Here is a 26,702-nt window from a genome sequence, read left to right as displayed (position 1 = left end):
TCGGGGTGCGAGGCTCAGAATGCACAACGCCCGGAAAACCGGGCGTTGTCTGATGTATATCAATCAGTTTTTTACAATCGGCGGGATATAAACGACACCCATATCCCACGGCTGCTCGATCCAGGTATCCTGCGGAATATCGACGATGTAATCATCAACCAGTGAACGACCGGCGGGTTTAGCGAAAATGGTGCAGAAACGCGCTTTCGGATACATTTCGCGAATCGCCTGCGCGGTGCCGCCCGTATCGACCAGGTCGTCGATTACGATAAAGCCTTCACCGTCGCCTTCTGCGCGCTTCAGGACTTTCATTTCACGCTGATGATCGTGGTCATAGCTGGAGATGCAGACGGTATCAACGTAGCGGATACCCAGTTCACGTGCCAGCAGCGAAGCCGGTACCAGACCGCCGCGGCTCACCGCGATAATGCCTGTCCACTGTTCAACAGGGAGCAGACGCTGGGCCAGTTTGCGGGCATGAATCTGAAGCATGTCCCAGGTAACGACGTATTTTTCGCTCATAAATAGAAATCCCAGCCAACCGAGGTGGCGTAAAAATGTGCAACGGGGAAAAGGTTGCGCGAGATTATAAGGAGTTGACGCACTAAAAACCAGCACCCGTGCGCCGGTTGCGGCTTTTTAGCGCGTCTGAGAGCGCACCCGGTAAAAAACAGTGATATTCTCAGGACTGGCTCGTCAGATTCTCTGACGGCGATTTTTCACTGGAAACTCGCGATGTCCGGCCTCGCCGGTACACTGACACAGGAGACCTGTCGTGTCTGAATTGTCTCAACTCTCTCCACAGCCGCTGTGGGATATTTTCGCTAAGATCTGCTCTATTCCCCATCCCTCTTTTCACGAAGAAGCGCTGGCGAACTACATCACTGGCTGGGCTAAAGAGCAGGGCTTCTGGTGTGAGCGCGATCAGGTCGGCAACATCCTGATTCGTAAGCCCGCCACTGCAGGCATGGAAAACCGTACTCCGGTCGCGCTGCAGGCGCATCTGGATATGGTGCCGCAGAAAAATAACGACACCGTTCATGACTTCACCAAAGATCCTATTCAGCCGTGGATTGATGGCGAGTGGGTGAAAGCGCGCGGCACCACGCTGGGCGCCGACAACGGCATCGGCATGGCTTCTGCGCTGGCGGTACTGGCTGATAACAGCCTGACGCATGGTCCGCTGGAAGTGCTGCTGACCATGACCGAAGAGACCGGCATGGATGGCGCTTTCGGTCTGCAACCCAACTGGCTGCAGGCTGAGATCCTGATCAACACCGACTCTGAAGAGGAAGGTGAAATCTATATGGGTTGCGCAGGCGGTATCGATTTCGTCTCCACCCTGCCGCTGACCCGTGAAGCCGTGCCTGCTGAGTTCCAGACTCTGAAGCTGACGCTGAAAGGGCTGCGTGGCGGTCACTCCGGTGCCGATATTCATATGGGTCTGGGCAACGCTAACAAACTGCTGGCGCGTTTCCTGGCGGCCCACGCGGCTGAACTGGATCTGCGTCTGCTGGCGTTCAGCGGCGGTACGCTGCGTAATGCAATTCCGCGTGAAGCCTTCGCTACCGTCGCGGTAGAAAGCCACAAAGCAGATGCGCTGAAATCAGCGGCAGCGCAGTTCCTGAGCGCCATCAAAAACGAGCACGGCATCAAAGAGCCGAACATTGCACTGGTCACCGAGCCGCTGGCGCATCAGGGCGATGCCCTGAGCACTGACAGCCGCGATCGCTTCCTGAACCTGCTGAACAGCACGCCAAACGGCGTGATCCGCAATTCAGACGTGGCGAAAGGCGTGGTCGAAACCTCACTGAATATCGGTGTAGTAACGATGGAAGCCGATCACGCAGAGATTAACTGCCTGATTCGTTCGCTGATCGACACCGGCCGTGATTATGTGGTGCAGATGCTGACCTCGCTGGGCCAGCTGGCCGGCGCGCAGACGAAAGCGAAAGGCGGCTACCCAGGCTGGCAGCCGGATGCAGACTCCGCCATCATGGCGCTGACCCGTCAGACGTATATTGCGCTGTTTGATAAAACCCCTAACATTCAGGTGATTCACGCCGGTCTGGAGTGTGGTCTGTTCAAAAAGCCGTATCCGGACATGGATATGGTCTCGATTGGGCCGACCATCACCGGGCCGCATTCGCCGGATGAGCAGGTTCACATCGAAAGCGTGGGTCTTTACTGGAAACTGCTGACCACCCTGCTGAATGTGGTGCCAGAAAAGTAATTCTGTCACAAAAAAAGTCAACCAGGCTCCGGCCTGACGCCGGTTACTTAAGTGACCGGCACTTTTTTATTCTTAGCGTTTTAACATCTTTACGTCCACTGCATTATCCTCTACATCTGGTTTACCGGGATTCTCATATAGAAATAAATTTCATGACCAATCCGGTAAATTATTACGGTAATGTGATACAAGTCTTATGCATCCCTTATTACCAGAGTATTATATTTCCCGTGAAAATATAAATACTCAATAATACAAGGAATGTATCATAATGGGCGCATTACAGTTTCCCTGCACAATATTTACCACCCGGAAAAAGATGGACGACTACAGTGCTGATGATATGCGCTGCGGCGATCTGACTGAGGCACAATTAAAATCCCAATACCGGCTGGATTACATTTCTGATCGGGTTGATCCCTGGACCCTGACTCTGCGTTCCTCACTGGATCGTCCTCAATCCCTGTTCTGCTGTAATCTGCGTAGCCAGGGTCGAACGATTCCCGCCAGCAGTGTGCTGAAATGCTATTTGATGAATTTCGATCGTTATCCCGTAAATTTTCCCTGAGCGGGCCATACAGTCACCTGATCGAAAAAATGATCACGCATATGCAGAACAATAGCGGTAAGACCTTCCGTGATATGGCGTTGGATCAGGCTTTGAAAGAACATATTATCAGGGATAAAAGTGAAAACAGCACTCGCTTATTGCTGGAGAAACATCTTAAAAAAGAAATGGATTGGAAGAATAGGATCTATCCATTGACAAAAAAAGAATTACGGGAAGTCATTCTAAGGGGAAGACTACCAAAATTTGACAGGTTACAGGATAATTATAACGGCATGGGGATTACCGTTCATGATATCTCGGCAGCGCATATCACCATAAAATCACTGCATATTGATAATAACCATTATCGGGCAACGGTGCATTATAAAGTACAGGATCACTTTGGTCTCGACAGTGCTGATATAGTAAAAACAAAATTCAGCCAGTTTCATTTTTTCCGTATCTGGTTTGTTCTTCAAAGATACAATAAGTTTGGTTTTAAACCTTTCATGACGAATATGGAAACTACTATAGAAATCATAGGTAATCTCAATGAAAAATAGAATGAAAATTCTTATTTTACTGACGATTTGTGGCTTCATGCTGGCTGGTTACTTTCTATGGGCCGAACGCCGTCCTGTTGAAATCGTCAACATTCATGGAACCGGAAATTTCAGTGACATTTTAGTAAAAAATTTTCCGATTACTGATCGTGGAAAAATTAACTGGTGGTTAAAAAATAAAGACGCCCTGAAACGACAATATGACATTCCTAAACCGGCCTCCTACGGTAATTATACGGTAAGCATCTGGTTGTTTGGAGAAGGGTACAAAGAAGATGATAAATATGACCGCCTCTGTTTTTCTGACATGAAGCCACCCATGAATTGCATTGAAAAGGACAGGGTTTTTATAATCAGTTACAGCAAAAACAGTGGCATTACATTTACTGTCGATGATGGAGAATACAGCCTGGAAGATGACGGTAAAATAACAAAGCTAGAAAGTCATTAACTGTCCTGACAGGATAGTGGGCAGCTATTAAATCGGCTATTAGCCAGTTATCACTTCAACTTTAAAATAGTCATGAACAATATAGCCAGGAGTCTTAATAATATCGGAAGCTATAATGAAGAGCATTATTACAAAAGACGAGCCTACTGCTTGCTGTTGCAGGGGTATCGATGGCTGGCTATTTTTTGGTTAGCCTCACATCCGCCTGAGATCATTGCTATTCATAAAGGTAGTAGCGGCTTCAGTGCTGTTTTAGTAAAAAATTTTCCTTTTCCCATTTTGTCATCTCCCAGCTCCCGTTACCATCGCGGGCTCCGGGATAGACGCTGAGCTGGCATCTGACTCTTAAGTACCTTCTACCCGGCTCTAACCTGTTTTTATAGCAGCGAATTTTTCTCAGCATAATTCGCTGCTTTTTCCACCCTTTCCCCCGCTATTCCGCCACGTTCTCACGCTTCGCTGGTCACAGCCGCCATTATGTCCAGATGTCTGGATGGCTAATAAGATTTCGTGCTAGCTTATGCGCTTTCGGCTGTTGCTGTGCCTGAAGGTTCAGGAAAAAATGCGGCCAGTGATTCTTCAGGAGAGTAATGACATGCCAGGGGTAAACTGCCTTGAGATGCGTAATATCTCCATCGCTTTTGGCGGGTTTGCCGCGCTATCGTCGGTGGATTTCCGCAGTGACGGCCATTCGATACATGCACTGACCGGCGCTAACGGCGCGGGCAAGTCAACGCTGATGGCGATCCTTTCCGGCGCGCACAGTCACTACAGCGGCGAGATCCTGCTGGATGGTGAGCCGGTCTCTATCCGCACGCCACGCGATGCGAAACAGCTGGGTATCCATCTGGTTCAGCAGGAAGTGGACGTGGCGCTGGTGCCGCAACTCAGCGTGGCGGAAAACATTCTGCTGGATCGGCTGGCAGAGCCAGGCCACCGCTATCGCTGGGGCGAGATTCGCCGTCAGGCCCGGGCCTTACTGGCTCAGCTCGACGTGGCGCTGGACGTTAACCGGCTGGTTGAGCGCTGCACTCTGGCGGAAAAACAGCAAATACTGCTGGCGCGGGCGCTGTCGCATCACTGCCGCTTCCTGATTCTCGACGAACCCACTGCCCCGCTGGATCAGCACGAAAGCGAGCGGCTATTTGCCGTGGTGCGTCGTCTTAAAGCAAGCGGTATCGGCGTGGTGTTTATCTCTCACCGTATCCATGAACTCAAAGCGATCTGCGACCAGCTGACGGTGCTGCGTGATGGCCGGTTAATCGAAACCGGCCCGATGGCGGCGCTGAGCGGTGAACAGATCGTGGAGAAGATGCTCGGCCATCAGCTGACCGATATCTTCCCGGCCCGCCGTGAACAACAGGCACAGCCGCTGCTGCTGACGGTGGAAGGATTGCACGATGAGCAGCTGCTGCAGGATATCTCGCTGCGGCTGCATAAAGGTGAAATTCTTGGGGTTGCCGGACTGGCCGGTGCCGGCAAAACCGAGCTCTGCAAAGCGCTGTTTGGTGCCAGCAAAAGCCGCGTCAGTGGCGGTGAACTGCACGGTCAGCCGTGGCAACCCCGTTCGCCGCACGACTCGGTCAGTCGCCGTATGGCGCTGGTGCCGGAAGAGCGTCGCAAAGAGGGGATCTTTATTGATGAATCCGTCGCAATGAACCTCAGCGTCAGCGCCGACGACAGCTTTTCGCGCTGGAGCCTGTTTGGTCATCGCCAGGCGTGGCGCTGGGCAGAACAGGTTATACGGCAGTTGCAGGTGCGCACCACCGGTCCGGCACAGACACTGCGACGTCTCTCCGGCGGCAACCAGCAAAAGGTGGCCATTGGCAAATGGCTGCGCAACAACGCGGATGTGCTGATCTTCGATGAGCCGACCAAAGGCGTGGACATTAAAGCCAAAACCGAGCTGTTCACCCTGATCGATAACCTGGCGCGCGAAGGGAAAGGCATTATTTACGCGTCGGGTGAATTTTCTGAACTGGTCGGTTTATGCGACCGGATTTGCGTGCTCTGGGATGGACGCATCGTGGCCGAGCTGGCTGCACGCGACGTCACTGAAGAGACGCTTTTGCTCTATTCCACCGGAGGAACCCCTGCGTGAGCAGCAAAGAAACCAGCCTGAACCTGACACCCTCGCCATGGCGTCACCAGTTGTTCGACTTTCTCTACAAATGGGGCATGTTGCTCACGGTGGTAATCCTGATTGCCGCCTTTGGCCTGGCCTCCGACAGCTTCCTTGAACCCAATAACATCATCAATATTCTGCGATCGATTGCCATTGTTACGGTGATTGCAATTGGCGTGTCGATATCACTGACTGTGGGCGGCTTTGATCTGTCGGTCGGCTCGACCGCCTCACTGGCGAATGCGTTAGTGATTTCACTGTTTGTCTGGTACGGCTTCGGCACCACCACCGCGATCCTGATTACCCTGGCGCTCTGCACGCTGGTCGGTCTGTTTAACGCCTTCCTGATTGTGATCCTGCGTATCCCCGACATGCTGGCGACGCTGGCAACGCTGTTTGTGATTCAGGGTGTGGCGATGACCTACAGCTTTGGCGGATCGATTACCGAGAACATGGTGCTGCCGAGCGGTGGTATGGCGGAAGGCACTATTCCGGCGACATTTGGCCTGCTCGGCCAGGTGCCAACCATTGTCATCATCATGCTGGTGGTGACCGTCGCCGCGCAGCTGGCGCTATCACTGACCAAACATGGTCGCCGGATGTACGCGCTGGGTGGCAATCCGGAAGCGGCGCGCCTCTCCGGCATCCGCACCACACGCTATCGGGTGCTGGCTTATGTGATCGCCTCACTGCTGGCCGGTCTGGGCGGCATCCTGCTCGCCTCGCGTATCGGTTCATCGCAGGTTAACGCCGGAAGCGGCTACCTGATGGACGCTGTCGCGGCGGCATGGATCGGCTTCTCGCTGGCCGGCTCCGGCAAGCCCAATGCGCTGGGCACGCTGGTCGGCGCGGTGATTCTCGGCGTGCTGCAGAACGGTCTGGTGATGCTCTCTGTTCCCTACTACGCGATGGACATTATTAAAGGGCTGGTGCTGGCTTTAGCACTGGCGATCACCTATATCCAGCGCCGCTGAGGCGCGTTTACCGGAGTTGATAACAATGCAAAAAATAACACTCTCGCTGCTGGCCCTGAGCCTGCTGAACGCCAGCGCTGCCTTCGCGGAGACCGTCACGCCGGTGCCTGCGGCTATCGCCAGCCATGATGGCCCGATCCGTATTGCGGTGATCCGCAACCTTGGTTCCGATGACAACACCACCCAGTTTGTTGCTGGTGCCATTCAACAGGGGCGCCAGCTGGGCTTTAAAGTCAGCACCTTCCTGAGCAACGGCGACGATGCGCGCTTCCAGGATTTCGTGAATCAGGCGATCAGCCAGAAATATGACGGCATCGTGCTGTCGCACGGTAAAGCGCCCTACGCCAGCGGCCTGGTGAAGCGCATTGCCGATGCGGGCATCAAGCTGTCAGTGTTTGATACGCCGGTAGATAGTCCGATTCCGGGCGTCACCGTCACCGCGCAGGATGACGCCTCACTGGCGCAGCTGTCGCTGGGTCAGCTTATCCATGATTTCAACGGCAAGGCGAACATCGTCAAGCTGTGGGTTGCCGGTTTCCCGCCGATGGAACGCCGTCAGGTGGTGTATGAAAAACTGCTGAAAGAGAACCCGGGCATTCATCAGCTGGAGTCGATTGGCGCAGTTTCAACGGACGTACAGGGCGACACCGCCAACAAAATTGGTGCGATTCTGGCGAAATACCCGAAAGGCAAAATAGACGCAATCTGGGGTGCCTGGGATGCCTTCAGCCAGGGCGCTTACAAAGCGCTGCAGGAGAATGGCCGGACCGAGATCAAGCTCTACAGCATTGATGTCTCGAATCAGGATTTGCAGCTGATGCGTGAGAAGAACAGCCCGTGGATGCAGACGGTGGCGGTCGATCCTAAAACCATCGGCGCGGTGAATATGCGCCTGGTGGCGAAAAAGATTGCCGGTGAAGAGACGCCAGCGACGTACCAGTTTAAAGCCGCGTCAATCTCTCAGCAGCAGCTCGGCAGCCAGCCTGGTGCGGTGAACGTCGCGTCGCTGAACAAAATCATTCCGGGCTGGGGCAGCAATGAGGATTTCGTCGCGCCGTGGTTTGCTACCCTGGCGGCGAAATATAAGAAATAATCCGGCGTCAGCCTTGCCGAACGGTGAGGCTGACCGTTACAGACCCAGCAGCAGTTGACGCTCAAGCTGGGGATCGACCATGGTGACATGCAGTCCCACCAGCCGCACGCCGCGCCCGGCACGACGCTCATCCCAGGTTTTCCGGGCGATGGCAATCATGTCTTCTTTATTCAGTACCGGCCAGATATGCTCCTGGGTCGTCTGCTGAAAATCACTGAACTTGAGTTTAACGCCCTGACGCGCCACCTGCCTGTCGGGTCGGATCTGCGTCAGCCGGCGATCCAGCTCGGCATAGAGAAAATCGATTATCTCCAGGCAGGCATCCCAGTCGCTGATATCTTCTGCCAGCGTGCGTTCCACCCCCAGCGATTTACGCTCGCGCTCCACAATGACGCTGCGGTCATCAATGCCATTGCTGCGCTCCCACAGCACCCGGCCAAACTTACCAAAGCGCTTTAACAGTAGCGCCAGATCGGCCTTCTGCACGTCACCGCAGGTCACCAGCCCCATCTCCTCAAGCTTTTTGGCCGAGACTTTGCCAACACCGGGGATCTTCGCCAGCGGCAGCGTCAGCAAAAAACCGGCCATCTCCGGCGGCGTAATCACGAACTGCCCATCGGGCTTATTCAGGTCAGAGGCAATCTTTGCCAGAAACTTAATCGGCGCGATGCCCGCTGAAGCGGTCAGCCCGGTTTCACGGTAGATGGTGGCGCGGATCGCCTGCGCCATCAGTGTGGCAGAGCCGTGACAGTGCGGGCTGTCGGTGACATCCAGATAGGCTTCATCAAGGGAGAGCGGTTCAATCAGCGGGGTGTAGCGGGTAAAGATGTCGCGAATTTGTGCGGAGGCTTCTTTGTAGGCATCGAAACGTCCTGGCAACAAACGGAGATGCGGGCATAGCTTGAGGGCCATGCCAGTTGGCATCGCGCTGCGCACGCCATATTTGCGGGCCGGATAGTTGGCGGTGCTGATGACGCCACGACGTTCACGGCTGCCACCAATCGCGATCGGGATGTCGCGCAGCTGGGGATTATCACGCATCTCCACCGCGGCATAGAAGCAGTCCATATCGACATGAATGATTTTACGCATACCCCCTCCGGCACTGGATAAGTATACAGTTGGCAGGGGTAACTGCAATATTTGTCGCGCCCACAATTAAAGTTTACAAATTTGTGGCCGAATATCCTTCAGTAAATCGCGAATCTGGCTGCCAGCGTCTTGCTAAAAAAACAGACAATGTTTAATGTTGCGCTGCGATAGCGGACAGTTCCGATAATGCAAACAGAGACGCACAATTTGCGTCATGTTCTATTCACCTCAAGGTATACACAGCATGGGCAAAATCGCACTCCTGTTTGCGATGATTTTACTGCCAGCCCTCAGCATGGCAATGACACCCGAACCCGTCCAGACAGCGGCTCCGGTCAGCAAAGAATTAAAGAAACAGTTACTGGGTACCCCGGTCTATATCCAGATCTTCAAGGAAGAACGCACCCTCGAACTCTACGGCAAAATCGGTAATGAATATCGCCTGCTGGATACCTACCGCATCTGTAACTTTTCTGGCGGCCTCGGCCCGAAACGCCGTGAAGGCGATTTCAAAAGCCCGGAAGGTTTTTACAACGTGAAGCTGAATCAGCTGAAGCCGGATAGCCGTTTTTATCGCGCGATCAACATTGGCTTCCCGAATCAGTTCGATCGTAATCAGGGCTACAGCGGCAACTACCTGATGATTCATGGCGACTGTAAGTCAATTGGCTGCTATGCCATGACGAACGCCTATATGGATGAGATTTTTACTTATGTGAACGCGGCGCTGCGTAATGGCCAGCAGGATGTCAGCATCAGCATCTATCCGTTCCGCATGACTGACAGCAACATGCAGCGTCACCGCTACTCCAGCGATGCCAGTTTCTGGCAGCAGCTCCAGCCCGGATACGCTTATTTTGCTAAATATCACCAGCCGCCGACGGTCAACGTCGCCAGCGGTAAATATGTGATGAACAGCAGCCCGGCACCGGTTTTAGCCAGTCCCGAAGCGGCCTCCCGTTCATTCCTGGCGCTCTCCAAGGCAGAATAACGCCCATTCACCTGGCGCAATCCGCTGCCAGGTTTCATTGGCCGTCAGTGGCTGCGTAGCAATCACCGTCACCACGTCATGCGGCGTGGTGTGCTGCTGAAAATCAACCTCCACATCCTGATCCAGTAACTGCGCCCGGCCAAAGGGTGCACGACGGGTGATCCAGAAGAGGTTGGTGGAGCAAAAGGCCATCAGATATCGCCCGTCTGACAGCAGCATGTTAAACACGCCCTTCTGCCGCAGCGTGCCAGCCAGCTCCCCGATAAAACGAAACACCGCAGGCCAGTTGCCCGGCGTGCGTGGATAGCGCGTCGCCAGCTGATGCAGGATCCAGCAAAACGCCTTCTCGCTGTCCGTTTCGCCTACCGGCCGGAATGTGCCGGTCTCCAGTTGCCGATACCCCTTGAGCTGTCCGTTGTGCGCATAGGTCCAGTGACGGCCCCACAGCTCACGGGTAAACGGATGGGTGTTTTCCAGCGACACCTGACCACGATTCGCCTGGCGGATATGCGCCACCACCGAATGTGATTTTATCGGGTATTCCTGCACCAGACGCGCAATCGGTGAGTTAAAGCTCGGCAGCGGATCTTTAAACGTACGGCAGCCTTTATCTTCGTAAAAGGTAATGCCCCAGCCATCTTTGTGAGGCCCGGTCCCACCGCCACGCTGAACCAGTCCGGTAAAGCTGAAACAGATATCCGTGGGAACATTGGCGCTCATCCCGAGCAATTCGCACATAGCCACCGCCTCTGATTAAGTGGCCTCCGCCTGTGGGAGGCCAGCGCTGTTACTTCACCATCTCTTTTTCGATCAGCAGCATCAGGATGTGGATCACTTTAATGTGGATCTCCTGAATGCGATCGGCATAACCAAAGTGCGGCACCCGGATTTCAATGTCGGCACTGCCTGCCATCTTACCGCCATCTTTACCGGTCAGGGTGATCACTTTCATTCCCTGCGCACGGGCAGCTTCAATCGCTTTAATGATATTGGCAGAGTTACCGGAGGTTGAGAGGCCCAGCAGCACATCGCCCGGACGCCCTACTGCTTCTATGTAGCGCGAAAAGACATAGTCATAACCAAAATCATTACTGACGCAGGAGAGGTGGCTGACGTCAGAGATGGCAATCGCCGGATAGCCAGGACGATTTTCACGGTAGCGACCGGTCAGCTCTTCGGCGAAGTGCATCGCATCGCAATGTGAACCGCCGTTACCGCACGAAAGTACCTTTCCGCCAGCCTTAAAGCTGTCAGCCAGCAGTACCGCAGCACGCTGGATCGCATGGATATTGGCATCGTCGCTGAGGAATTTATTCAGCGTATCAGCAGCTTCATTGAGCTCAGAGCGGATGATGTCCTGGTACATAGGGATGTCCTTTTTTAGGAGAGGTTAATCGCAGCAAGTTTAACGGAATGGCCGGTCAGCGCAAAGCGTCATGCCACGTTGGTCCGGACTGTAACGCGGAATATTGTTGCCGAAGGTGCTGCAAAAATGGGCTAAAACAGGTTTTTGTGAGGCAGGTTGTAATTGCGATGTAAACAAATTGATAAATGCTCTCAACTGCTCTAAACCTCTCTGTATAACAGGTCAGACCTCTTACTACTTGGAGCGGTTCATTATGATGGTTGTTTCGATACTTGCCACGGTGGCGCTGATTGGCGCCCTGTTCTACCACCGCCTGTCGTTACGGCTCAGCAGCGCCATTCTGTTGCTGTGGACTGCGGCGATGGCTGTTGCGCATCTCTGGACGCCATGGCTGCTGCTGCCACTGGCGATCATTCTGCTGCCGTTTAACCTGCCGTCGCTGCGTCGCAGCCTTTTTTCAACGCCGATCTTTCAGCGCTTCCAGAAAGTGATGCCGCCGATGTCGCGCACCGAGAAAGAGGCGATCGATGCGGGTACCACCTGGTGGGAAGGCGATCTGTTCCAGGGCAAACCGGACTGGCAGAAGCTGCACAACTATCCTCAGCCACGCCTGACTGCCGAGGAGCAGGCCTTTCTTGATGGCCCGGTCGAAGAAGCGTGCCGCATGGCCAACGATTTCCAGATCACCCATGAGCTGGCCGATATGCCGCCGGAACTCTGGGCATATCTGAAAGAGCATCGTTTCTTCGCGATGATCATTAAAAAAGAGTATGGCGGCCTCGATTTCTCCGCCTATGCACAAGCCTGTGTGCTGCAAAAACTGTCGGGCGTCTCCGGGATTCTGGCAATTACTGTGGGTGTGCCTAACTCGCTGGGTCCGGGCGAACTGCTGCAGCACTATGGCACCGAAGAGCAGAAAAATCATTACCTGCCCCGGCTGGCACGCGGCGATGAGATCCCCTGCTTTGCGCTGACCAGCCCGGAAGCAGGTTCAGATGCCGGCGCGATCCCCGATACTGGCGTCGTCTGCATGGGCGAATGGAAAGGTCAGCAGGTGCTGGGTATGCACCTGACCTGGAACAAGCGCTACATTACACTGGCACCGATCGCCACCGTGCTGGGCCTGGCGTTTAAACTTTCCGACCCGGATCATCTGCTCAGCGACAATGAGAATCCTGGTATTACCTGTGCGCTGATTCCGACCAACACGCCCGGTGTGGAAATTGGCCATCGCCACTTCCCGCTTAACGTGCCGTTCCAGAACGGGCCGACACGCGGCAACGATATCTTTGTGCCGATTGACTATATTATCGGCGGTCCGGAAATGGCCGGCCAGGGCTGGCGGATGCTGGTGGAATGTCTGTCAGTGGGTCGCGGCATTACGCTGCCATCGAACTCAACCGGCAGCCTGAAAAGTGTGGCGCTGGCAACAGGTGCTTATGCCCATATCCGCCGCCAGTTCCGCGTCTCAATCGGTAAGATGGAAGGGATTGAAGAGCCGCTGGCGCGCATTGCGGGTAATGCTTATGTGATGGATGCGGCCGCTACGCTGATCACAGCCGGCATTATGCAGGGTGAAAAACCGGCGGTGCTGTCGGCGATTGTGAAATATCACTGCACCCATCGCGGTCAGCGCGCCATTATCGACGCTATGGATATTGCCGGCGGTAAAGGCATTATGCTCGGGAACAGTAACTTCCTGGCCCGTGCCTATCAGGGTGCGCCGATCGCTATCACCGTGGAAGGCGCGAACATTCTGACGCGCAGCATGATTATCTTTGGTCAGGGCGCAATTCGCTGCCATCCTTATGTGCTGCAGGAGATGGCGGCGGCAGCCAGCAACGATGTGAATGCGTTTGATCAGGCGCTGTTCAGCCATATCGGTCATGTGGGCAGCAGCACGATGCGCAGCCTGTGGCTGGGCTTAACTGCCGGACGCACCAGCGCCAGCCCGACCCGCGATGGCACCCGCCGTTATTACCAGCACCTGAACCGCATCAGTGCCAACCTGGCGTTGCTCTCTGATGTGTCGATGGCGGTGCTGGGTGGCAGCCTGAAACGTCGCGAGCGTATCTCGGCGCGTCTGGGCGATGTGTTGAGTCAGCTCTATCTGGCCTCCGCAACCCTGAAACGCTATGACGATGAAGGTCGCAACGAAGCCGATCTGCCGCTGGTTCACTGGGGCGTACAGGATGCACTGCATCAGGCAGAAGTGGCTATTGACGATCTGCTGCGTAACTTCCCGAACCGTCTGGTGGCGGGCGCCTTGCGGATGACGATTTTCGCTGGCGGTCATCACTGCCCTGCTCCGTCTGACCGTCTTGATCATCAGCTGGCAAAAATGCTGCAGCAGCCGTCAGCCACCCGCAGCCGACTGGGCCGTGGCATGTACCTGACGCCGAGCAAACATAACCCTGCCGGTCAGCTGGAACAGGCGCTGCAGGATGTGATGGCGGCAGAAGTGATTCATGACAGGCTGTGCAAACAGACGAAGCAGCACCTCTCCTTTACCCGTCTGGACGCGCTGGCGAAGCGTGCGCTGGATCAGGGCTGGATTGATGCCAAAGAGGCGGAAGTGTTGCAGCGTGCCGAAGTCAGCCGTCTGCGTTCGATTAACGTCGATGAGTTTGAGCCGGAGGCACTGGCAGTACCGGTGCCAGAGAAAGCCCCTCAGCCTGCATCACGCGCGAGTGAGGCGGCATAGGGTTAGCGTTGCATCGGCTCAGGGAGCATACGCCTTCCGTAAAGACGCAAAAACGCCATCCATGGCATGCTCAGCGCGGGCCATCCATGGCCCGCGATGCTTTATTCCAGGCGTATGGTCCCATCGCTTGAAGTTCAGCGCTCTTCATCAGTAGGGCGGCACTATGCCAAATCAGGGGAAATCTGGCCGCAATAATTAAGCCCAAAGCGCAGGGAACAGGGTCAGAAGAGGAAAGCGTCCCGCGTCAGGACGACGCGGGACGAGCGAGCCAGGGATGGCTTTAGCGACTTTCCGATCTGTCCCTGTTACCGGCGCGGGCACACTCTTATAGCCAGCTTTTGATTTACCTGAAAGCCGACATCATGTCGGCTTTTTTTATCCTGCCTGACGGATGCGGGCAATCAGCGCATCCACATCTTCGACGTGATCGGCTGCCAGAATCAGCGTACGACCCAGGTTAATCGCATTACGGATGCAGTCAGTGCGCATCGCCGGATCGGCAATCAGCTTCATATCCGCCACATGTGACATTCCCACCGTGCGGCGAATCAGCTCAGTGCCGCAGTAACCGATGGTATCAGCCCATACTTTACGCAGAAACGCTTCCGCATAGCCTGGATAAGCCAGCGCCTCATCGCGGGTTTTCTCTGCCGCAAGCGCCAGGAAGCCTGAAGCAAAGGTCGTCCAGAGGGTATGCACATCGCTGAGGCGCTGCTCGCGGGCATCGGCGGCCTCGCGCGGAGACAGCAGACCTGGCAGGCCGCAGTAGTTAATCAGCAGGTTGCCTGCCGCAGTACCAACATCAAAACCGATGGGACCAAAATAGCCAAATTCCGCATCAATCGCTTTCAGGCTGCCGTCAGCAACGAAAATCGAGCCGCTGTGAATATCCCCATGCAGCAGTGCTTCGGCGTGAGCAAAGAAACGATGCTTAAGACCGCCCACCGCGATGCGCAGGGCATCATCATTACGCAGGCTGGCGACCAGTGGTTCAAGCGCTTCAGGATAGCTGTTGCGCTCATGATTGGTGTAGGGATCGTTGAAGAAAAGATCTTCAGTGATTTCACACATTTCCGGATTGATGAAACGCGCCACTTCCGCTTTTTTCTGATGCGGATGCAGGATGAAATCGGACGTATGAAACAGGGTTTGCGCCAGATAGTTGCCTAACTGCTGAGCCGCTTCCGGGTAGTCAGCGCCTTTCACGAGCTCGCTACGCCAGATGCGATGGCTGGAGAGATCTTCCATCACCATCACCGCCAGCTCCGCATCGTAATGGGTGATCTTCACCGTGTGCTGCGGACAATATTTGTAGTGCTCGACCAGCGTCTGCGCTTCCAGCCGCGCCCGATCCAGCGTCAGCGGCCAGGACTCCCCCACGCAGCGCACATAAGGCAGTGCCTGCTTGACGATAACGCGACTGATGCCCTGATCGTCATAAATCTTAAACACCAGGTTGAGGTTGCCATCACCAATCTCTTCTGCGCTGCTCAGCGCGGCAGGATTGTCCACGCCGCCAAATTGTCGGGCATATTCCACAGCATCAGCAGCAGTAAAGGTACGGTATTGCGACATTGCCTGTTCCTCATCATTCGAAGGGGGTCACTCAGGTGTAATAAGCCGTTCAGACGTCTATACATCCGTTCAGCATGTTGGCACAATACGCATCATTAACGCAACATGGATTTCACCCACAATGCAGACACTTCAAACCACCAGCTTACAGGTTCGTGACAATCAGCTCTGGATTCTGGATCAGCAGGCACTGCCGCAGCAGAAGAACTGGCTGCCCGCGCACAGCGTGCCTCAACTGATTGAACATATTCATGCACTGCGGGTGCGCGGTGCGCCGCTAATCGGCCTCTCTGCCTCGCTGCTGCTGGCGCTGCTGGCAGAACAGGGGCAGCCGCGCGCTGAACTGGCTCAGGCGCTGGAGACCCTGCGCGCCGCCCGCCCTACCGCCGTCAACCTGATGAACAATCTTGATCGGATGAAAGGGGCGCTGGCCCAGCGGGACTTTGCGCCTGCGCTGGCTCAGGAAGCCTGGCGGCTGGTGCAGGAGGATAAGCAACTGTGTGATGCCATCGCTGATGCGGGTTGCACGCTGGTGAAACCTAATAGCCAGCTGCTGACTCACTGTAATACCGGCGGGCTGGCAACGGCGGGTGTGGGTACCGCGCTGGGCGTCATTGCCCGTGCCCATCAGCAGGGCCTGATTAAGAATGTGTGGGTTGATGAGACCCGTCCGCTGTTACAGGGCGGCCGCTTAACCGCCTGGGAACTGGGCGAGCTGGCGGTTCCCTACACCCTGATTACCGACTCCATGGCCGCCAGCCTGATGGCCCGTGGCGACGTAGATGCGGTGTGGGTCGGCGCTGACCGCATTGCCGCCAATGGCGATGTCGCCAATAAGATCGGCACCTACAGCCTGGCGGTGCTGGCGCATTATCATCAGATCCCGTTCTACGTGGCGGCCCCGCATACCACGCTGGATCGCAGCTGTCCTGACGGCGCAGCGATTCCCATTGAGCAGCGCGCCGCCAGTGAAGTGACGGGCGTTGCCGGCAGTTTTGGCAGCGTGCAGTGGGCGCCAGAAGCAGCCTGGGTTTATAACCCGGCGTTTGACGTGACGCCAGCGGCGCTGATCAGCGGCTGGGTGCTGGACACCGGCGTGGTGACGCCTGACCAGGTGCAGGACGGCATCTTCCAGCCGCAGTAATGGTCTGCGAGGCGTTTGCCGCTATGGAGACGCCTCGCATAACAGGCTGACAGATTACGCCAGACGCGGATAGGCATCCGCTATCTTATCGCCGGTAAAGTTCGCCACCCAGCCTTCCTGATTGTCGAAAATACGGATAGCCGTGAAGTGGGGTGACGACCCCATATCAAACCAGTGCGGCGTTCCCGCTGGCACTGAGATCAGATCGTTTTTTTCGCAGAGGATCTGCAGGATCTCGCCATCCAGATGCAGGCAGAACAGCCCGGCACCCTCGACAAAGAAACGCACTTCATCTTCGCCGTGCGTATGTTCATTGAGAAATTTCTCCCGCAGCACGGTTTTCTGCGGGTTATCAGCACGCATGCTGATCACATCCCAGCTCTGATAGCCCTTTTCCGCCACCAGCCGATCAATCGCATGCTGATAGGCGTTGATCACCGTTTCGGGATCCGGATTTTCACCCAAATCACGATCGGCTTCCCAGCGCTCGAAACGGACACCTTTGGCATTCAGGCGGTCACGAATCGCTTCCGCGTCAGTGCTGTGCCACACCGGCTGGCTGGCTTCACGGTCGGTAAAAATAGTCAGTGCGCTCATGCTAAATCGACTCCGGGTTAATCTGGGAAAAATCCGTCACCTGACGATGGCGGCTCTCATTGTCCGCATCGCCACGCAGTAATTGCAACGTCTGCCAGCCCGCCTCTGCGGCGGCATCCAGCTCCTGATGAATATCGGAGAGGAACAGCAGCTGCTCCGCTGGCTGGCCAATGTCAGCAGCGATAGTGCGATAAGCCGCGACGTCGCGTTTGGCGCCGACGTGGGTGTCAAAATAGCCACTGAACAGGCCAGTAATATCACCTTCGTCGCTGTAGCCAAATAACAATTTCTGCGCCGCAACCGAGCCGGAGGAATATACATAAAGTTCAATGCCCTGCGCCTTCCAGCGGCTGAGCGCAGGCACGACGTCGGGATAGAGATGACCGGTAAAACTGCCGTTCACGTAGCCATCACGCCAGATCATGCCCTGCAGCGCCTTCAGGCCGGTCGATTTGCGATCCTGGTCCATAAAGCCCAGCAGAATATCTGTGACGCCAGCCAGATCGGCCTGCAGCTGACCAGCTTCTTCGCGCACCGACTGCAGTGCGGCCGCCACGTCCGGCTGGTGCGCATTTTCACGCAGGAAATCCGGCAGATGCTTGCGGGCATAGGGAAAAAGGATGTTATGTACAAAGCGGATATCGCTGGTAGTGCCTTCGATATCAGTAACAATGGCGCGAATCATGCTTTCTCCAGCAGGCGACGTTGACGTTCACATTCAAATAAAAATTCCAGACCTTCCAGATGACGGCGGGCTTCGCTGACATCCCGGCCCCAGCAGGTTAAGCCGTGGCCGCGCAGCAGAAAGCCGTAACGCAGCGGAAAACGTGCGGCGTAATCTTCAATTTCTGACGCCAGCGCCGCGATATCCTGGCTATTGTCGAACACGGGAATCGCCAGCGTATCCAGGTGAGTATGCTGACCACTTAACGATTTTTGCATCTCATAGCCGTGCAGCAATAGCGCCGCACCCTGCTCCACCCGCGACAGCACGGTCGAATTCACCGTGTGGGTGTGCAGTACCGCGCCCGCCTCAGGAAAGAGGCGATAGATCATCGTGTGCAGGCCGGTTTCTGCCGACGGCTTACGGCCAGAGAGCGACTGACTGGTGGCGATATCGACCTCAATAAAGTCATCCCGCGTCAGCGTGCCTTTATCTTTGCCCGATTCACTCAGCAGGCAGACATGTTCATCGCGGCGCACGGACATATTTCCGCCGGTGGCCGGTGCCCAGCCTTTTTCGCCAATCCAGTGACAGGCGGCGACCAGCTGATCTAACGGAAGACTCTGCGACATAAAGGTTCCTTGCGGTGAAATTAGATCACAGGTGGCTCAGATAATGATAATGAAAATACAACAGCTCAAAAATGTTAAACAGCAAGCAAGCGTACGTGACTTTCGAATCATCTTCTCCGGGTCCTGCCAAATGATCCGTGTGTCAGCAAGGCGGCAAGCGCGCTTATCCCCGGGAGCTGACACTCGTCAGTGACCGGGGTAAGCAAGCGTAGCCAACGCCGCTGCCGCGCGGAGCATGTCGGCAGGACAAGGCGGCAAGTGCGCGCATCCCCGAGAGCTGACACTCGTCAGTGACCGGGGTAAGCAAGCGCAGCCAACGCAGAAGAGATGTGGAGCATGACGCATTTAGCCGTCTAAGCGTCTTGATTGCCAAATACTACCATCCTGTTTATAGTGGCACAAACACCGGGTGACACCGCATCAATTTTCGCGCTTAAGGCCTGACACCATGACGCAGCACAACCTGATCCCCGAGAGTAAACTTCCCCTACTCGGCACCACGATTTTCAGCCAGATGAGTGCGCTGGCGCAGCAGCATAACGCCATCAATCTCTCTCAGGGCTTTCCCGATTTCAGCGGCCCGGACTATCTGCAGCAGCGGCTGGCGTATCACGTCAGCCAGGGCGCGAACCAGTATGCGCCGATGACCGGTGCGCTGCCGTTACGCGAGGCGATAGCGGAGAAAACCGCGCGACTTTATGATTACCGTCCGGATGTTGACGCGGAGATTACGGTGACGGCGGGCGCGACCGAAGCGCTCTATGCGGCGATTACCGCACTGGTGCGGCCGGGCGATGAGGTGATCTGCTTTGATCCCAGCTACGACAGCTATGCGCCTGCGGTGGAGTTGTCTGGCGGCGTGATGAAACGCATTACGCTGCAGCCGCCCGCTTTTCGGGTGGACTGGCAGGCGTTTGCTGCGCTGCTGAGTGACAAAACCCGGCTGGTGATTCTGAATACGCCGCACAACCCTACCGCTACCGTCTGGCAGCAATCCGATTTCGCCGCGCTGTGGCAGGCGATTTCGGCGCACCCGGTTTATGTGCTGAGCGACGAAGTTTATGAGCACATCTGCTTCGATGAGGCAGGCCACGCCAGTGTGCTGGCCCATCCTGATTTGCGTCAGCGCGCCATCGCGGTGTCGTCGTTTGGCAAGACGTTCCACATGACCGGCTGGAAAGTGGGCTATTGCATTGCGCCTGCGGCGATCAGCGCTGAACTGCGCAAAGTGCATCAATACCTGACCTTCTCGGTGAATACCCCGGCGCAGCTGGCAATCGCCGATATGCTGCGTGAGCATCCGGAACACTATCTTGAGCTGCCAGCGTTCTATTGCGATCGCCGCGATCGGCTGGCCACGGCGCTGAGCAACAGCCGCTTTAAGGTTCTGCCCTGCGAAGGCACCTACTTTTTACTGGTCGATTACAGCGCCATCTCCGATCGGGATGATGTCAGTTTCTGCCAGTGGCTGACCCGTGAAGTCGGCGTCGCCGCGATACCCCTGTCGGTGTTCTGCGCCGATGCTTTCCCCCATAAACTGATCCGCCTCTGTTTTGCCAAACAGCCGGCGACATTAGATGCCGCCGCGGAGCGCTTATGTCAGCTTTGAAAATCACGCTATTGCAGGAGACGCTGAGCTGGATGGATGGCGAGGCCAACCTGCGCCATTTTGACGCGCAACTGGCCGGACTTACCGGACGCGATCTGATTATCCTGCCAGAGATGTTTACGACCGGCTTTGCGATGGAGGCGGCGAAAAGCTCGCTGCCAGAGGCGCAGGTGGTTGAGTGGCTGCACCAGCATGCCCGCAGTACCGATGCCCTGGTCGGCGGCAGCGCGGCAATTCAGACAGAACACGGCGCGGTAAACCGCTTTCTGCTGGTCGAACCGGATGGCACGCTGCATCAGTATGACAAGCGTCACCTGTTCCGTATGGCGGACGAGCATCACCACTATCAGCCCGGCGAACAGCGGCAGGTGTTTGAGTGGCGCGGCTGGCGCATTCTGCCGCAAATCTGTTACGACCTGCGCTTCCCGGTCTTCTCGCGCAACCGCAATGATTACGATCTGGCGCTCTATGTCGCCAACTGGCCTGCGCCACGTGCGCTGCACTGGCAGGCGCTGCTGTTAGCGCGGGCGATTGAAAATCAGGCTTACGTGGCAGGCTGTAACCGCGTTGGCAGCGATGGCAATCAGCATCACTACAGTGGCGACAGCCAGATTATTTCACCGCAGGGGGAGATCCTCAGCGCGGCCGAGCCGCATCAGCGCGCCCGGCTGGATGCCGAGCTGTCACTGGACGCGCTTCAGGCTTACCGCGAGCGCTTCCCGGCCTGGCAGGATGCAGACCGGTTTTCGCTGTAAACCACCGCCGGTTAACTGCCGCGATAGGTTGACCAGGACCAGGGCGAAATCAGAAATGGCAGATGAAAATGGCTGCCCGCCTCAGCGATCATAAAATCGATCTGTGCACTGACGTAGAGCGCATCCCGACCGGCGACGGCAAAATAGTCGCCGATTTCCGCCGTTAAACGGTAGTGGCCCGGCGTCAGCGGCTCAGGCGTCAGATCTTTCAGACGCCCGTCGCTGTCCGTTTCACCCTGTGAAATCGGAAACCAGCCTTCCGGGCTGTTCTGCTCCAGTGAAATCGCCACGCCGCTGGCCGGTTTACCCAGCGCCGTGTCGAGAATATGGGTGGTCACAGTGCTCATTGAATCGTCTCCTTAAGGCGTAACAGGGTAATTTCACGCAGTTGATCCAGCGCCTCCTGCTGCTCGGTAACATCGCTATTCTGCAACCGACGCTGCAACTCTGCGAGCATCTGTTCGCCGCTGCGCCCTTTGGCACGAATCAGAAACACCCGGCCAAAACGCGCTTCATAAGCCTTATTCCCCTGCTGCATCGCCTGTTGCAGAGCATAATCGGCCTGCTGCATCGCGGACTGCTCCCCACGCGACAGTACAGACTCTTTGTCCGCGCCGTTCGCGCGTTCGCCAATGCGGGGATGGGCCGACAAGGCCGCTTCCAGCTCGGGCTGCTGCCACTGGCGAGCCAGCGCATCGGCAGTGGCCAGTAGCGCCTCAATGGTGGCAAAAGGCCGGCCCGCCACCATCGACTGCTGCCAGTGCGGGATCGCCACACAGTGCCGGATGGCCGACTGCGCCTCGTCAGCTGACAGCTGATTAAATGTGGCTAACTCCATATTTTAACTCCGTCCGGCAATCAGCGAGACCGCTTCCAGATAAGCCTGCAGCGCAGGGGCCACATCGTCAAGCGCCACCGACTCTGCCGGATGATGACTGATGCCGCGATGGTTACGCACAAATAACATGCCGACCGGCCAGCGTTCAGCGATAGCGATAGCGTCGTGCCCGGCCCCGCTCGGCAGTGACAGACTGCGACCCTGCACCGTTTCCACTGCATGGCTCAGCGCCTGTTGCAGCGCGGAGTCACAGGCGGTAGCACCGATGCGATAATATTCGTTCGACTCGAAGCGAAGTCCACGACGCAGCGCAATCGCCTCAGCCTGCGTTAGCAGGCTGGAGAGCAGCGTCTCCAGCGGATTATCCAGCGGACCGCGCACGTCCAGCGACAGCGATACCTCGCCGGGGATCACATTCACTGCACCCGGCGCGCAGTTAATCGTGCCCACAGTCGCGACCAGCTGCGGATCCTGCTCACGGGTGGCCTGCTCGATAAACACCATCCACTCGGCGGCGGCGGCCAGCGCATCTTTGCGATGCGTCATCGGCACCGTTCCCGCATGGCCCGCTTCGCCGGTGAAACGACAGTTGAGGCGGCGCGCACCGTTAATCGCCGTGACCACACCCAGCGCCAGATCTTCCTGCTCCAGACAGGGGCCTTGTTCGATGTGCAGCTCAAGATATCCGACGATATCCTCAACCCGCCGCGCCGCAGATGCGATCCTGTCGCTGTCGAGACCAACATCGGCCATCGCCTGCGCGACAGTAATGCCGTTGCCGTCGGGATGTGTCACCCAGCTTTGCGGCCAGCTGCCGGTAATCCCGCGACTGCCCAGCAGCGTAATGCCAAAACGGGTGCCCTCTTCGTCGCCAAAGCCAATCACCTCAATGGCCAGCGGCAGGCGGCGCTGATGTTCATTTAGCCACTGTACGGTTTCAATGGCGCTGAGCACGCCCAGCATCCCGTCGTAGCGGCCGGCGTTGCGCACCGTGTCGAGATGGGAGCCGAGCAGCAGCGCAGGCGCACCCGCTTCTGCCGCCTCATAGCGCCCACAGATATTGCCGACTTCATCCTGCCACACCTGCATCCCCGCTGCCTGCATCCACTCACCGACGCAGGCGTTGGCGCGCAGATGTTCCGCCGACAGGTAGACGCGGGTCAGGCCCTCAGCCGTTTCGCTGATCGCTGCCAGCGCATCACAGCGCGCCATCACGCGCTGTGCAGCGGCCTGAGCTTCGCTGGCACTCATCATCATGCCTGGCTCCCGTAGTGATCCCAGGCGGCCTGCGCACCCGCGCCCTGCGGCGTGCGATAACCAACATGAGTCAGCACTGTTTCCAGCGCCGATAGCGTCTGCATCACGCAATCTTTGCGCGCGTTGTAACCCATGGTGCCGATGCGCCACACCTTGCCATGCAGCGGACCAAATGAGGTGCCAATCTCAATGCCGAAATCCTCCAGCATCAGTTTGCGCACCTGATCGCCGTTGACACCTGACGGGATCATCACGCCCAGCACGTTGTTCATCTTGTTTTTCAGATCGCCAAAGGTCTCCAGCCCCATTCCCTGAATGCCTTTCAGCATCGCTTCACCATGCAGTTTGTGACGGGCGATGCCGTTATCCAGCCCTTCCTGCAGGATCAGACGGGCACACTCGCGGGCGCCAAACAGCGCACTGGTCGCTTCGGTGTGATGGTTAAGCCGCTCCGGCCCCCAGTAATCCATGATCATGCCGAGATCAAAATAGTTGGAGTAGATCATTTCATCATCTCCATCCTGATGCGCCTCGGTGCGGATCCCCTGCTCCACGCATTTGCGTTTGCGGATCACCGCTTCCATCTCTGCGCTCAGGGTGATCGGCGACGTGCCCGATGGGCCGCCCAGGCATTTCTGCATCCCCGCCGATACGGCATCCAGTCCCCAGGCATCCGTTTCCAGCGGGTTGCCCGCCAGCGACGCGGTGGCATCGGTGTAGAACAGCACGCCGTACTGTTTGCAGATCGCCCCCAGCTGCTCAAGTGGCTGCAGCATGGTGGTCGAGGTATCGCCCTGCACGGTCAGCAGCAGGCGTGGCCGCACTTTTTTGATCGCATCTTCAATCTGGTCCGGGGTAAAGACTTCGCCCCACGGCACTTCGATGGTGTGAACGTCCGCACGACAGCGGCGGGCAATTTCGCACAGCAGATGACCGAAGCGGCCAAACACCGGGACCAGCACTTTGTCGCCAGGGCGGATAGCGGAGAGCAGTATCGATTCGATGCCGGCACGAGAGGTGCCATCAATCAGCAGCGTCCAGCGGTTCTCTGTGCGGAACACGCCGCGATAGAGCGCCATCACTTCGTTCATGTAGTGGGTCATCGCGGGATCGTACTGACCCAGCAGCTGGCTCGACATGGCGCGCAGCACGCGGGGATCGGCGTTGATCGGTCCCGGTCCCATCAGCAGACGCTGTGGCGGATTGAGTTGCGGGTATTGTGTTATATCCATCATCATTTCCTTTTCTGATGCCCGACAGGCTATTTTATTTGCCATTCTGGCCCCGGGCAGTGCTCACACAGGCTGCTTTAGCAACCTGAACGCCCGTAAGGGCGGCCCTGAAGGGGCGAGCACAGCGAGTCATCCTCACGTACTTCGTGTACGCTCCGGTTGTTCCGCGCTGTCCGTGGTCAGACTGTCTGCAACAATAAACGCCTGTCAAACTAAACATTTAGAGACGAACCGAAGAGATAAACTGCTTCAGCTCCGGCGTCTGCGGCTGGGCGAACAGCGTTTTACTGTCGCCCTGCTCCCAGACGCGCCCCTGATGCATAAAGACCACACGATCGCCCACGTCGCGGGCAAAGCTCATTTCATGGGTGACGAGGATCAGCGTCATTCCCTCTGCCGCCAGCTGCTCCAGAACTTTAAGCACTTCGCCCACCAGTTCAGGATCGAGCGCGGAGGTAATCTCATCACAGAGTAAAACTTTCGGCGTCATCGCCAGCGCACGGGCGATCGCCACGCGCTGCTGCTGACCGCCAGAGAGGCTGGCAGGATAGTAGTTAAGACGTTCACCCAGCCCGACTTTCTCCAGCATCTGCGCCGCCAGCGCACGGCACTCGGCCTCGCTTTTCTTCAGCACCCGGCGCGGCGCCAGCATCACGTTCTCCAGCGCCGTCATGTGCGGGAATAGATTGAAGCTCTGAAATACCATTCCGACCGAGCGGCTGATTTCACGCGCCTGCGAATCACGGTCAGTAATCGTCATCCCGCCGAGCTTGATGCTGCCCTCCTGATAGCCTTCCAGCCCGTTCATACAGCGCAGCAACGTGCTTTTGCCGGATCCACTGCGACCAATGATCGAGATCACCTCGCCCATGTCGATATCCAGATCCACGCCTTTCAACACATGGTTGTCGCCGTAATATTTTTGCACCTGATTAATGGTGATGAGCGGCATTGAATTTTTTCTCCAGATACTGGCTGTAGCGAGACAGCGGATAACACATCAGGAAGTAGCCCAGCGCCACCAGCCCAAAGACTTTAAACGGCTGATAGGTCACATTGTTCAGAATGGTGCCCGCCTTAGTCAGCTCAATGAAGCCGATAATTGAGGCCAGCGCGGTGCCCTTGATCACCTGCACGGCAAAGCCCACGGTCGGCGCGATACCGATGCGGATCGCCTGAGGTGCCACCACCCGCCATAGCGTCTGACCAAAGGTCAGGCCGAGGCAGCGCGACGCTTCCCACTGCCCTTTCGGCAGGGCGCGAATGCTGCCGTACCAGATGTCCACCAGAAAGGCGCTGGTGTAGAAGGTCAATGCCAGCGAAGCTGCGGTCCAGGGCGCGACATCAATGCCGAATAGCCCGACGCCGAAAAATGCCAGGAACAGCTGCATCAGCAGCGGCGTGCCCTGAAACAGCGCCGTGTAACCGCGTATCACGCGCGTCAGCCACTTGCGTTGCAGCAGACGCAGAAACAGCAGTGGCAGCGTTACCAGCGTTCCGCCGGCAAAGGCCACCAGCGACAGTAACAGGGTCCAGCGCGCCGCCAGCAGCAGGTTGCGCAGGATGTCCCAGTCAGTAAAGGTCGTCATCATGATGGCTGCACTCCAAACCATTTACGGCCAATTGCCAGCAGCAGATGGCGCATCGCAATCGACAACGCCAGGTAGATCAGCGTGGTCACCAGATAGACCTCAAAACTTAAGAAGGTACGCGACTGAATCAGGTTAGCGGCGAAGGTCAGCTCCTCATAAGAAACCTGGGACACCACCGACGACCCCAGCATCACGATGATGCACTGACTGACCAGCGCCGGGTAAATGCGCTGCAGTGCAGGCGGCAACACCACCCGCAAAAACGTCTGGCTGCGGGTTAATCCCAGCACCCGGCCTGCTTCCCACTGCCCTTTGGGTGTTACCTGAATTCCGGCGCGGATGATCTCGGTACTGTAAGCGCCAAGGTTGATCAGCATCGCCAGCAGCGCCGCCTCGCCAGCGGTAAGTTTCAGCCCCAGCGCAGGCAGACCGAAAACAATAAAGAACAGTTGCACCACAAACGGCGTATTGCGGATCAGCTCGACATAGATGCCCCACAGGCGGCTCATCCAGCTGGGTTTGCCGCTGCGCAGCGCCGCGCCCGCAATGCCCAGCGCCACACCACCGGTCGTCGCCAGCACCGTCAGCTGGAGGGTGACCCACAGACCGGAGAGCAGCTCCGGCCAGTAGGGCCACAGGGCGGGAAAGTTAAGTTGCCCGGTCAT

General features: G+C 56.7%; 25 protein-coding genes and 1 pseudogene. 11 read left to right on the top strand and 15 right to left on the bottom strand.

The window, feature by feature from the left end:
* Positions 1-63 precede the first annotated feature (63 nt).
* Positions 64-522, bottom strand: coding sequence for a xanthine phosphoribosyltransferase (gpt, locus tag LQK91_RS06960; protein ID WP_003851171.1), 459 nt, complete (start codon positions 520-522; stop codon positions 64-66).
* A gap of 253 nt (positions 523-775) precedes the next feature.
* Between gpt and pepD the strand changes: the two genes are divergently transcribed.
* The 6 genes and pseudogenes from pepD (at position 776) to LQK91_RS06930 (ending at position 7,989) form a co-directional block, all read left to right on the top strand.
* Complete coding sequence (gene pepD / locus LQK91_RS06955) at positions 776-2,233, top strand: beta-Ala-His dipeptidase (protein ID WP_003851169.1); 1,458 nt, start codon at positions 776-778, stop codon at positions 2,231-2,233.
* A 271-nt stretch (positions 2,234-2,504) separates the two neighbouring features.
* Positions 2,505-3,346: pseudogene (locus tag LQK91_RS06950) on the top strand (YPO3983 family protein).
* A 1-nt stretch (position 3,347) separates the two neighbouring features.
* The gene (locus LQK91_RS06945; RefSeq protein ID WP_231001608.1) at positions 3,348-3,797 is read left to right on the top strand and encodes a DUF943 family protein; all 450 of its coding nucleotides are present in this window, start codon (positions 3,348-3,350) and stop codon (positions 3,795-3,797) included.
* A 595-nt stretch (positions 3,798-4,392) separates the two neighbouring features.
* Positions 4,393-5,898: a sugar ABC transporter ATP-binding protein gene (locus LQK91_RS06940; protein WP_105099476.1), complete on the top strand. Its 1,506-nt coding sequence runs from the start codon at positions 4,393-4,395 to the stop codon at positions 5,896-5,898.
* Positions 5,895-6,896: an ABC transporter permease gene (locus LQK91_RS06935; RefSeq protein ID WP_105099461.1), complete on the top strand. Its 1,002-nt coding sequence runs from the start codon at positions 5,895-5,897 to the stop codon at positions 6,894-6,896. Before LQK91_RS06940 ends, LQK91_RS06935 begins: the two co-directional genes overlap by 4 nt.
* A gap of 25 nt (positions 6,897-6,921) precedes the next feature.
* The gene (locus LQK91_RS06930; RefSeq protein WP_039659017.1) at positions 6,922-7,989 is read left to right on the top strand and encodes a sugar ABC transporter substrate-binding protein; all 1,068 of its coding nucleotides are present in this window, start codon (positions 6,922-6,924) and stop codon (positions 7,987-7,989) included.
* 36 nt (positions 7,990-8,025) lie between these two features.
* On the opposite strand, the gene dinB is transcribed toward LQK91_RS06930, so the two are convergent.
* Positions 8,026-9,081, bottom strand: coding sequence for a DNA polymerase IV (gene dinB, locus LQK91_RS06925; protein WP_008924836.1), 1,056 nt, complete (start codon positions 9,079-9,081; stop codon positions 8,026-8,028).
* 244 nt (positions 9,082-9,325) lie between these two features.
* Between dinB and dpaA the strand changes: the two genes are divergently transcribed.
* A complete protein-coding gene (gene dpaA / locus LQK91_RS06920) occupies positions 9,326-10,072 on the top strand; it encodes a peptidoglycan meso-diaminopimelic acid protein amidase (RefSeq protein ID WP_008924835.1) in 747 nt (248 codons plus the stop codon).
* On the opposite strand, the gene LQK91_RS06915 is transcribed toward dpaA, so the two are convergent.
* Together LQK91_RS06915 and lpcA are read right to left on the bottom strand one after the other, a co-directional pair.
* The gene (locus tag LQK91_RS06915; RefSeq protein WP_003851154.1) at positions 10,043-10,810 is read right to left on the bottom strand and encodes a class II glutamine amidotransferase; all 768 of its coding nucleotides are present in this window, start codon (positions 10,808-10,810) and stop codon (positions 10,043-10,045) included. The genes dpaA and LQK91_RS06915 overlap by 30 nt on opposite strands.
* A 49-nt stretch (positions 10,811-10,859) precedes the next feature.
* Positions 10,860-11,438, bottom strand: coding sequence for a D-sedoheptulose 7-phosphate isomerase (lpcA, locus tag LQK91_RS06910; protein WP_003851153.1), 579 nt, complete (start codon positions 11,436-11,438; stop codon positions 10,860-10,862).
* A 253-nt stretch (positions 11,439-11,691) separates the two neighbouring features.
* Here lpcA and fadE point away from each other — a divergent pair, with 253 nt between their 5' ends.
* Complete coding sequence (gene fadE, locus LQK91_RS06905; RefSeq protein ID WP_105099462.1) at positions 11,692-14,142, top strand: acyl-CoA dehydrogenase FadE; 2,451 nt, start codon at positions 11,692-11,694, stop codon at positions 14,140-14,142.
* Between the two features lie 375 nt (positions 14,143-14,517).
* Here the strand turns inward: fadE and mtnK are convergent, their stop codons facing one another.
* The gene (gene mtnK, locus LQK91_RS06900) at positions 14,518-15,717 is read right to left on the bottom strand and encodes an S-methyl-5-thioribose kinase (RefSeq protein WP_003852584.1); all 1,200 of its coding nucleotides are present in this window, start codon (positions 15,715-15,717) and stop codon (positions 14,518-14,520) included.
* A 121-nt stretch (positions 15,718-15,838) separates the two neighbouring features.
* Between mtnK and mtnA the strand changes: the two genes are divergently transcribed.
* Positions 15,839-16,861: an S-methyl-5-thioribose-1-phosphate isomerase gene (mtnA, locus tag LQK91_RS06895; protein ID WP_003852582.1), complete on the top strand. Its 1,023-nt coding sequence runs from the start codon at positions 15,839-15,841 to the stop codon at positions 16,859-16,861.
* A gap of 54 nt (positions 16,862-16,915) precedes the next feature.
* Here the strand turns inward: mtnA and LQK91_RS06890 are convergent, their stop codons facing one another.
* The 3 genes from LQK91_RS06890 to LQK91_RS06880 are packed head-to-tail and all read right to left on the bottom strand — an operon-like array spanning position 16,916 to position 18,754.
* Positions 16,916-17,458: a 1,2-dihydroxy-3-keto-5-methylthiopentene dioxygenase gene (locus LQK91_RS06890; RefSeq protein ID WP_003852580.1), complete on the bottom strand. Its 543-nt coding sequence runs from the start codon at positions 17,456-17,458 to the stop codon at positions 16,916-16,918.
* 1 nt (position 17,459) lies between these two features.
* Positions 17,460-18,143 (bottom strand): acireductone synthase, encoded by a 684-nt coding sequence (gene mtnC / locus LQK91_RS06885; RefSeq protein ID WP_003852578.1) that lies wholly within the window; start codon positions 18,141-18,143, stop codon positions 17,460-17,462.
* A complete protein-coding gene (locus tag LQK91_RS06880) occupies positions 18,140-18,754 on the bottom strand; it encodes a methylthioribulose 1-phosphate dehydratase (protein ID WP_003852577.1) in 615 nt (204 codons plus the stop codon). Before LQK91_RS06880 ends, mtnC begins: the two co-directional genes overlap by 4 nt.
* Before the next feature lie 448 nt (positions 18,755-19,202).
* Here LQK91_RS06880 and LQK91_RS06875 point away from each other — a divergent pair, with 448 nt between their 5' ends.
* On the top strand, positions 19,203-20,363 hold the full coding sequence (locus LQK91_RS06875) for a pyridoxal phosphate-dependent aminotransferase (RefSeq protein WP_003852576.1): 1,161 nt from the start codon (positions 19,203-19,205) through the stop codon (positions 20,361-20,363).
* Complete coding sequence (locus tag LQK91_RS06870) at positions 20,351-21,118, top strand: amidohydrolase (RefSeq protein ID WP_003852575.1); 768 nt, start codon at positions 20,351-20,353, stop codon at positions 21,116-21,118. The genes LQK91_RS06875 and LQK91_RS06870 overlap by 13 nt, the downstream gene beginning before the upstream one ends.
* 11 nt (positions 21,119-21,129) lie before the next feature.
* Here the strand turns inward: LQK91_RS06870 and uraH are convergent, their stop codons facing one another.
* From uraH to LQK91_RS06835, 7 genes are all read right to left on the bottom strand, one after another.
* On the bottom strand, positions 21,130-21,465 hold the full coding sequence (gene uraH, locus LQK91_RS06865) for a hydroxyisourate hydrolase (protein WP_003852574.1): 336 nt from the start codon (positions 21,463-21,465) through the stop codon (positions 21,130-21,132).
* Positions 21,462-21,956 carry a 2-oxo-4-hydroxy-4-carboxy-5-ureidoimidazoline decarboxylase gene (uraD, locus tag LQK91_RS06860; RefSeq protein ID WP_003852573.1) on the bottom strand — a complete coding sequence of 165 codons (495 nt, stop codon included), beginning with the start codon at positions 21,954-21,956 and terminating at the stop codon, positions 21,462-21,464. Before uraD ends, uraH begins: the two co-directional genes overlap by 4 nt.
* 3 nt (positions 21,957-21,959) lie before the next feature.
* Entirely contained in the window at positions 21,960-23,213 is a 1,254-nt protein-coding gene (hpxK, locus tag LQK91_RS06855) for an allantoate amidohydrolase (protein WP_003852572.1), read from the bottom strand.
* Positions 23,210-24,445 carry a pyridoxal-phosphate-dependent aminotransferase family protein gene (locus LQK91_RS06850; protein ID WP_003852571.1) on the bottom strand — a complete coding sequence of 412 codons (1,236 nt, stop codon included), beginning with the start codon at positions 24,443-24,445 and terminating at the stop codon, positions 23,210-23,212. Before LQK91_RS06850 ends, hpxK begins: the two co-directional genes overlap by 4 nt.
* Positions 24,446-24,665: 220 nt before the next feature.
* A complete protein-coding gene (locus LQK91_RS06845) occupies positions 24,666-25,397 on the bottom strand; it encodes an amino acid ABC transporter ATP-binding protein (protein WP_003852570.1) in 732 nt (243 codons plus the stop codon).
* The gene (locus LQK91_RS06840) at positions 25,378-26,034 is read right to left on the bottom strand and encodes an amino acid ABC transporter permease (RefSeq protein WP_033742952.1); all 657 of its coding nucleotides are present in this window, start codon (positions 26,032-26,034) and stop codon (positions 25,378-25,380) included. Before LQK91_RS06840 ends, LQK91_RS06845 begins: the two co-directional genes overlap by 20 nt.
* Complete coding sequence (locus LQK91_RS06835; protein WP_008924825.1) at positions 26,034-26,702, bottom strand: amino acid ABC transporter permease; 669 nt, start codon at positions 26,700-26,702, stop codon at positions 26,034-26,036. The genes LQK91_RS06840 and LQK91_RS06835 overlap by 1 nt, the downstream gene beginning before the upstream one ends.

It is taken from the genome of Pantoea sp. MHSD4, from assembly GCF_021043305.1.
Classification (GTDB): Bacteria; Pseudomonadota; Gammaproteobacteria; order Enterobacterales; family Enterobacteriaceae; genus Pantoea; species Pantoea eucalypti.
The sequence above is the reverse complement of the archived record's forward strand: the minus strand, read 5'-3'. Positions and strand labels throughout refer to the sequence as shown.

Bases quoted from the DNA above. Each gene is read 5' to 3' on its own strand.
- gpt (WP_003851171.1), bottom strand. From the start codon at position 522: ATGAGCGAAAAATACGTCGTTACCTGGGACATGCTTCAGATTCATGCC.
- LQK91_RS06945 (WP_231001608.1), top strand. From the start codon at position 3,348: ATGAAAATTCTTATTTTACTGACGATTTGTGGCTTCATGCTGGCTGGT.
- LQK91_RS06940 (WP_105099476.1), top strand. From the start codon at position 4,393: ATGCCAGGGGTAAACTGCCTTGAGATGCGTAATATCTCCATCGCTTTT.
- LQK91_RS06930 (WP_039659017.1), top strand. From the start codon at position 6,922: ATGCAAAAAATAACACTCTCGCTGCTGGCCCTGAGCCTGCTGAACGCC.
- dinB (WP_008924836.1), bottom strand. From the start codon at position 9,081: ATGCGTAAAATCATTCATGTCGATATGGACTGCTTCTATGCCGCGGTG.
- dpaA (WP_008924835.1), top strand. From the start codon at position 9,326: ATGGGCAAAATCGCACTCCTGTTTGCGATGATTTTACTGCCAGCCCTC.
- LQK91_RS06915 (WP_003851154.1), bottom strand. From the start codon at position 10,810: ATGTGCGAATTGCTCGGGATGAGCGCCAATGTTCCCACGGATATCTGT.
- lpcA (WP_003851153.1), bottom strand. From the start codon at position 11,438: ATGTACCAGGACATCATCCGCTCTGAGCTCAATGAAGCTGCTGATACG.
- fadE (WP_105099462.1), top strand. From the start codon at position 11,692: ATGATGGTTGTTTCGATACTTGCCACGGTGGCGCTGATTGGCGCCCTG.
- mtnK (WP_003852584.1), bottom strand. From the start codon at position 15,717: ATGTCGCAATACCGTACCTTTACTGCTGCTGATGCTGTGGAATATGCC.
- mtnA (WP_003852582.1), top strand. From the start codon at position 15,839: ATGCAGACACTTCAAACCACCAGCTTACAGGTTCGTGACAATCAGCTC.
- LQK91_RS06890 (WP_003852580.1), bottom strand. From the start codon at position 17,458: ATGAGCGCACTGACTATTTTTACCGACCGTGAAGCCAGCCAGCCGGTG.
- mtnC (WP_003852578.1), bottom strand. From the start codon at position 18,143: ATGATTCGCGCCATTGTTACTGATATCGAAGGCACTACCAGCGATATC.
- LQK91_RS06880 (WP_003852577.1), bottom strand. From the start codon at position 18,754: ATGTCGCAGAGTCTTCCGTTAGATCAGCTGGTCGCCGCCTGTCACTGG.
- LQK91_RS06875 (WP_003852576.1), top strand. From the start codon at position 19,203: ATGACGCAGCACAACCTGATCCCCGAGAGTAAACTTCCCCTACTCGGC.
- LQK91_RS06870 (WP_003852575.1), top strand. From the start codon at position 20,351: ATGTCAGCTTTGAAAATCACGCTATTGCAGGAGACGCTGAGCTGGATG.
- uraH (WP_003852574.1), bottom strand. From the start codon at position 21,465: ATGAGCACTGTGACCACCCATATTCTCGACACGGCGCTGGGTAAACCG.
- uraD (WP_003852573.1), bottom strand. From the start codon at position 21,956: ATGGAGTTAGCCACATTTAATCAGCTGTCAGCTGACGAGGCGCAGTCG.
- hpxK (WP_003852572.1), bottom strand. From the start codon at position 23,213: ATGATGATGAGTGCCAGCGAAGCTCAGGCCGCTGCACAGCGCGTGATG.
- LQK91_RS06850 (WP_003852571.1), bottom strand. From the start codon at position 24,445: ATGGATATAACACAATACCCGCAACTCAATCCGCCACAGCGTCTGCTG.
- LQK91_RS06845 (WP_003852570.1), bottom strand. From the start codon at position 25,397: ATGCCGCTCATCACCATTAATCAGGTGCAAAAATATTACGGCGACAAC.
- LQK91_RS06840 (WP_033742952.1), bottom strand. From the start codon at position 26,034: ATGACGACCTTTACTGACTGGGACATCCTGCGCAACCTGCTGCTGGCG.
- LQK91_RS06835 (WP_008924825.1), bottom strand. From the start codon at position 26,702: ATGACCGGGCAACTTAACTTTCCCGCCCTGTGGCCCTACTGGCCGGAG.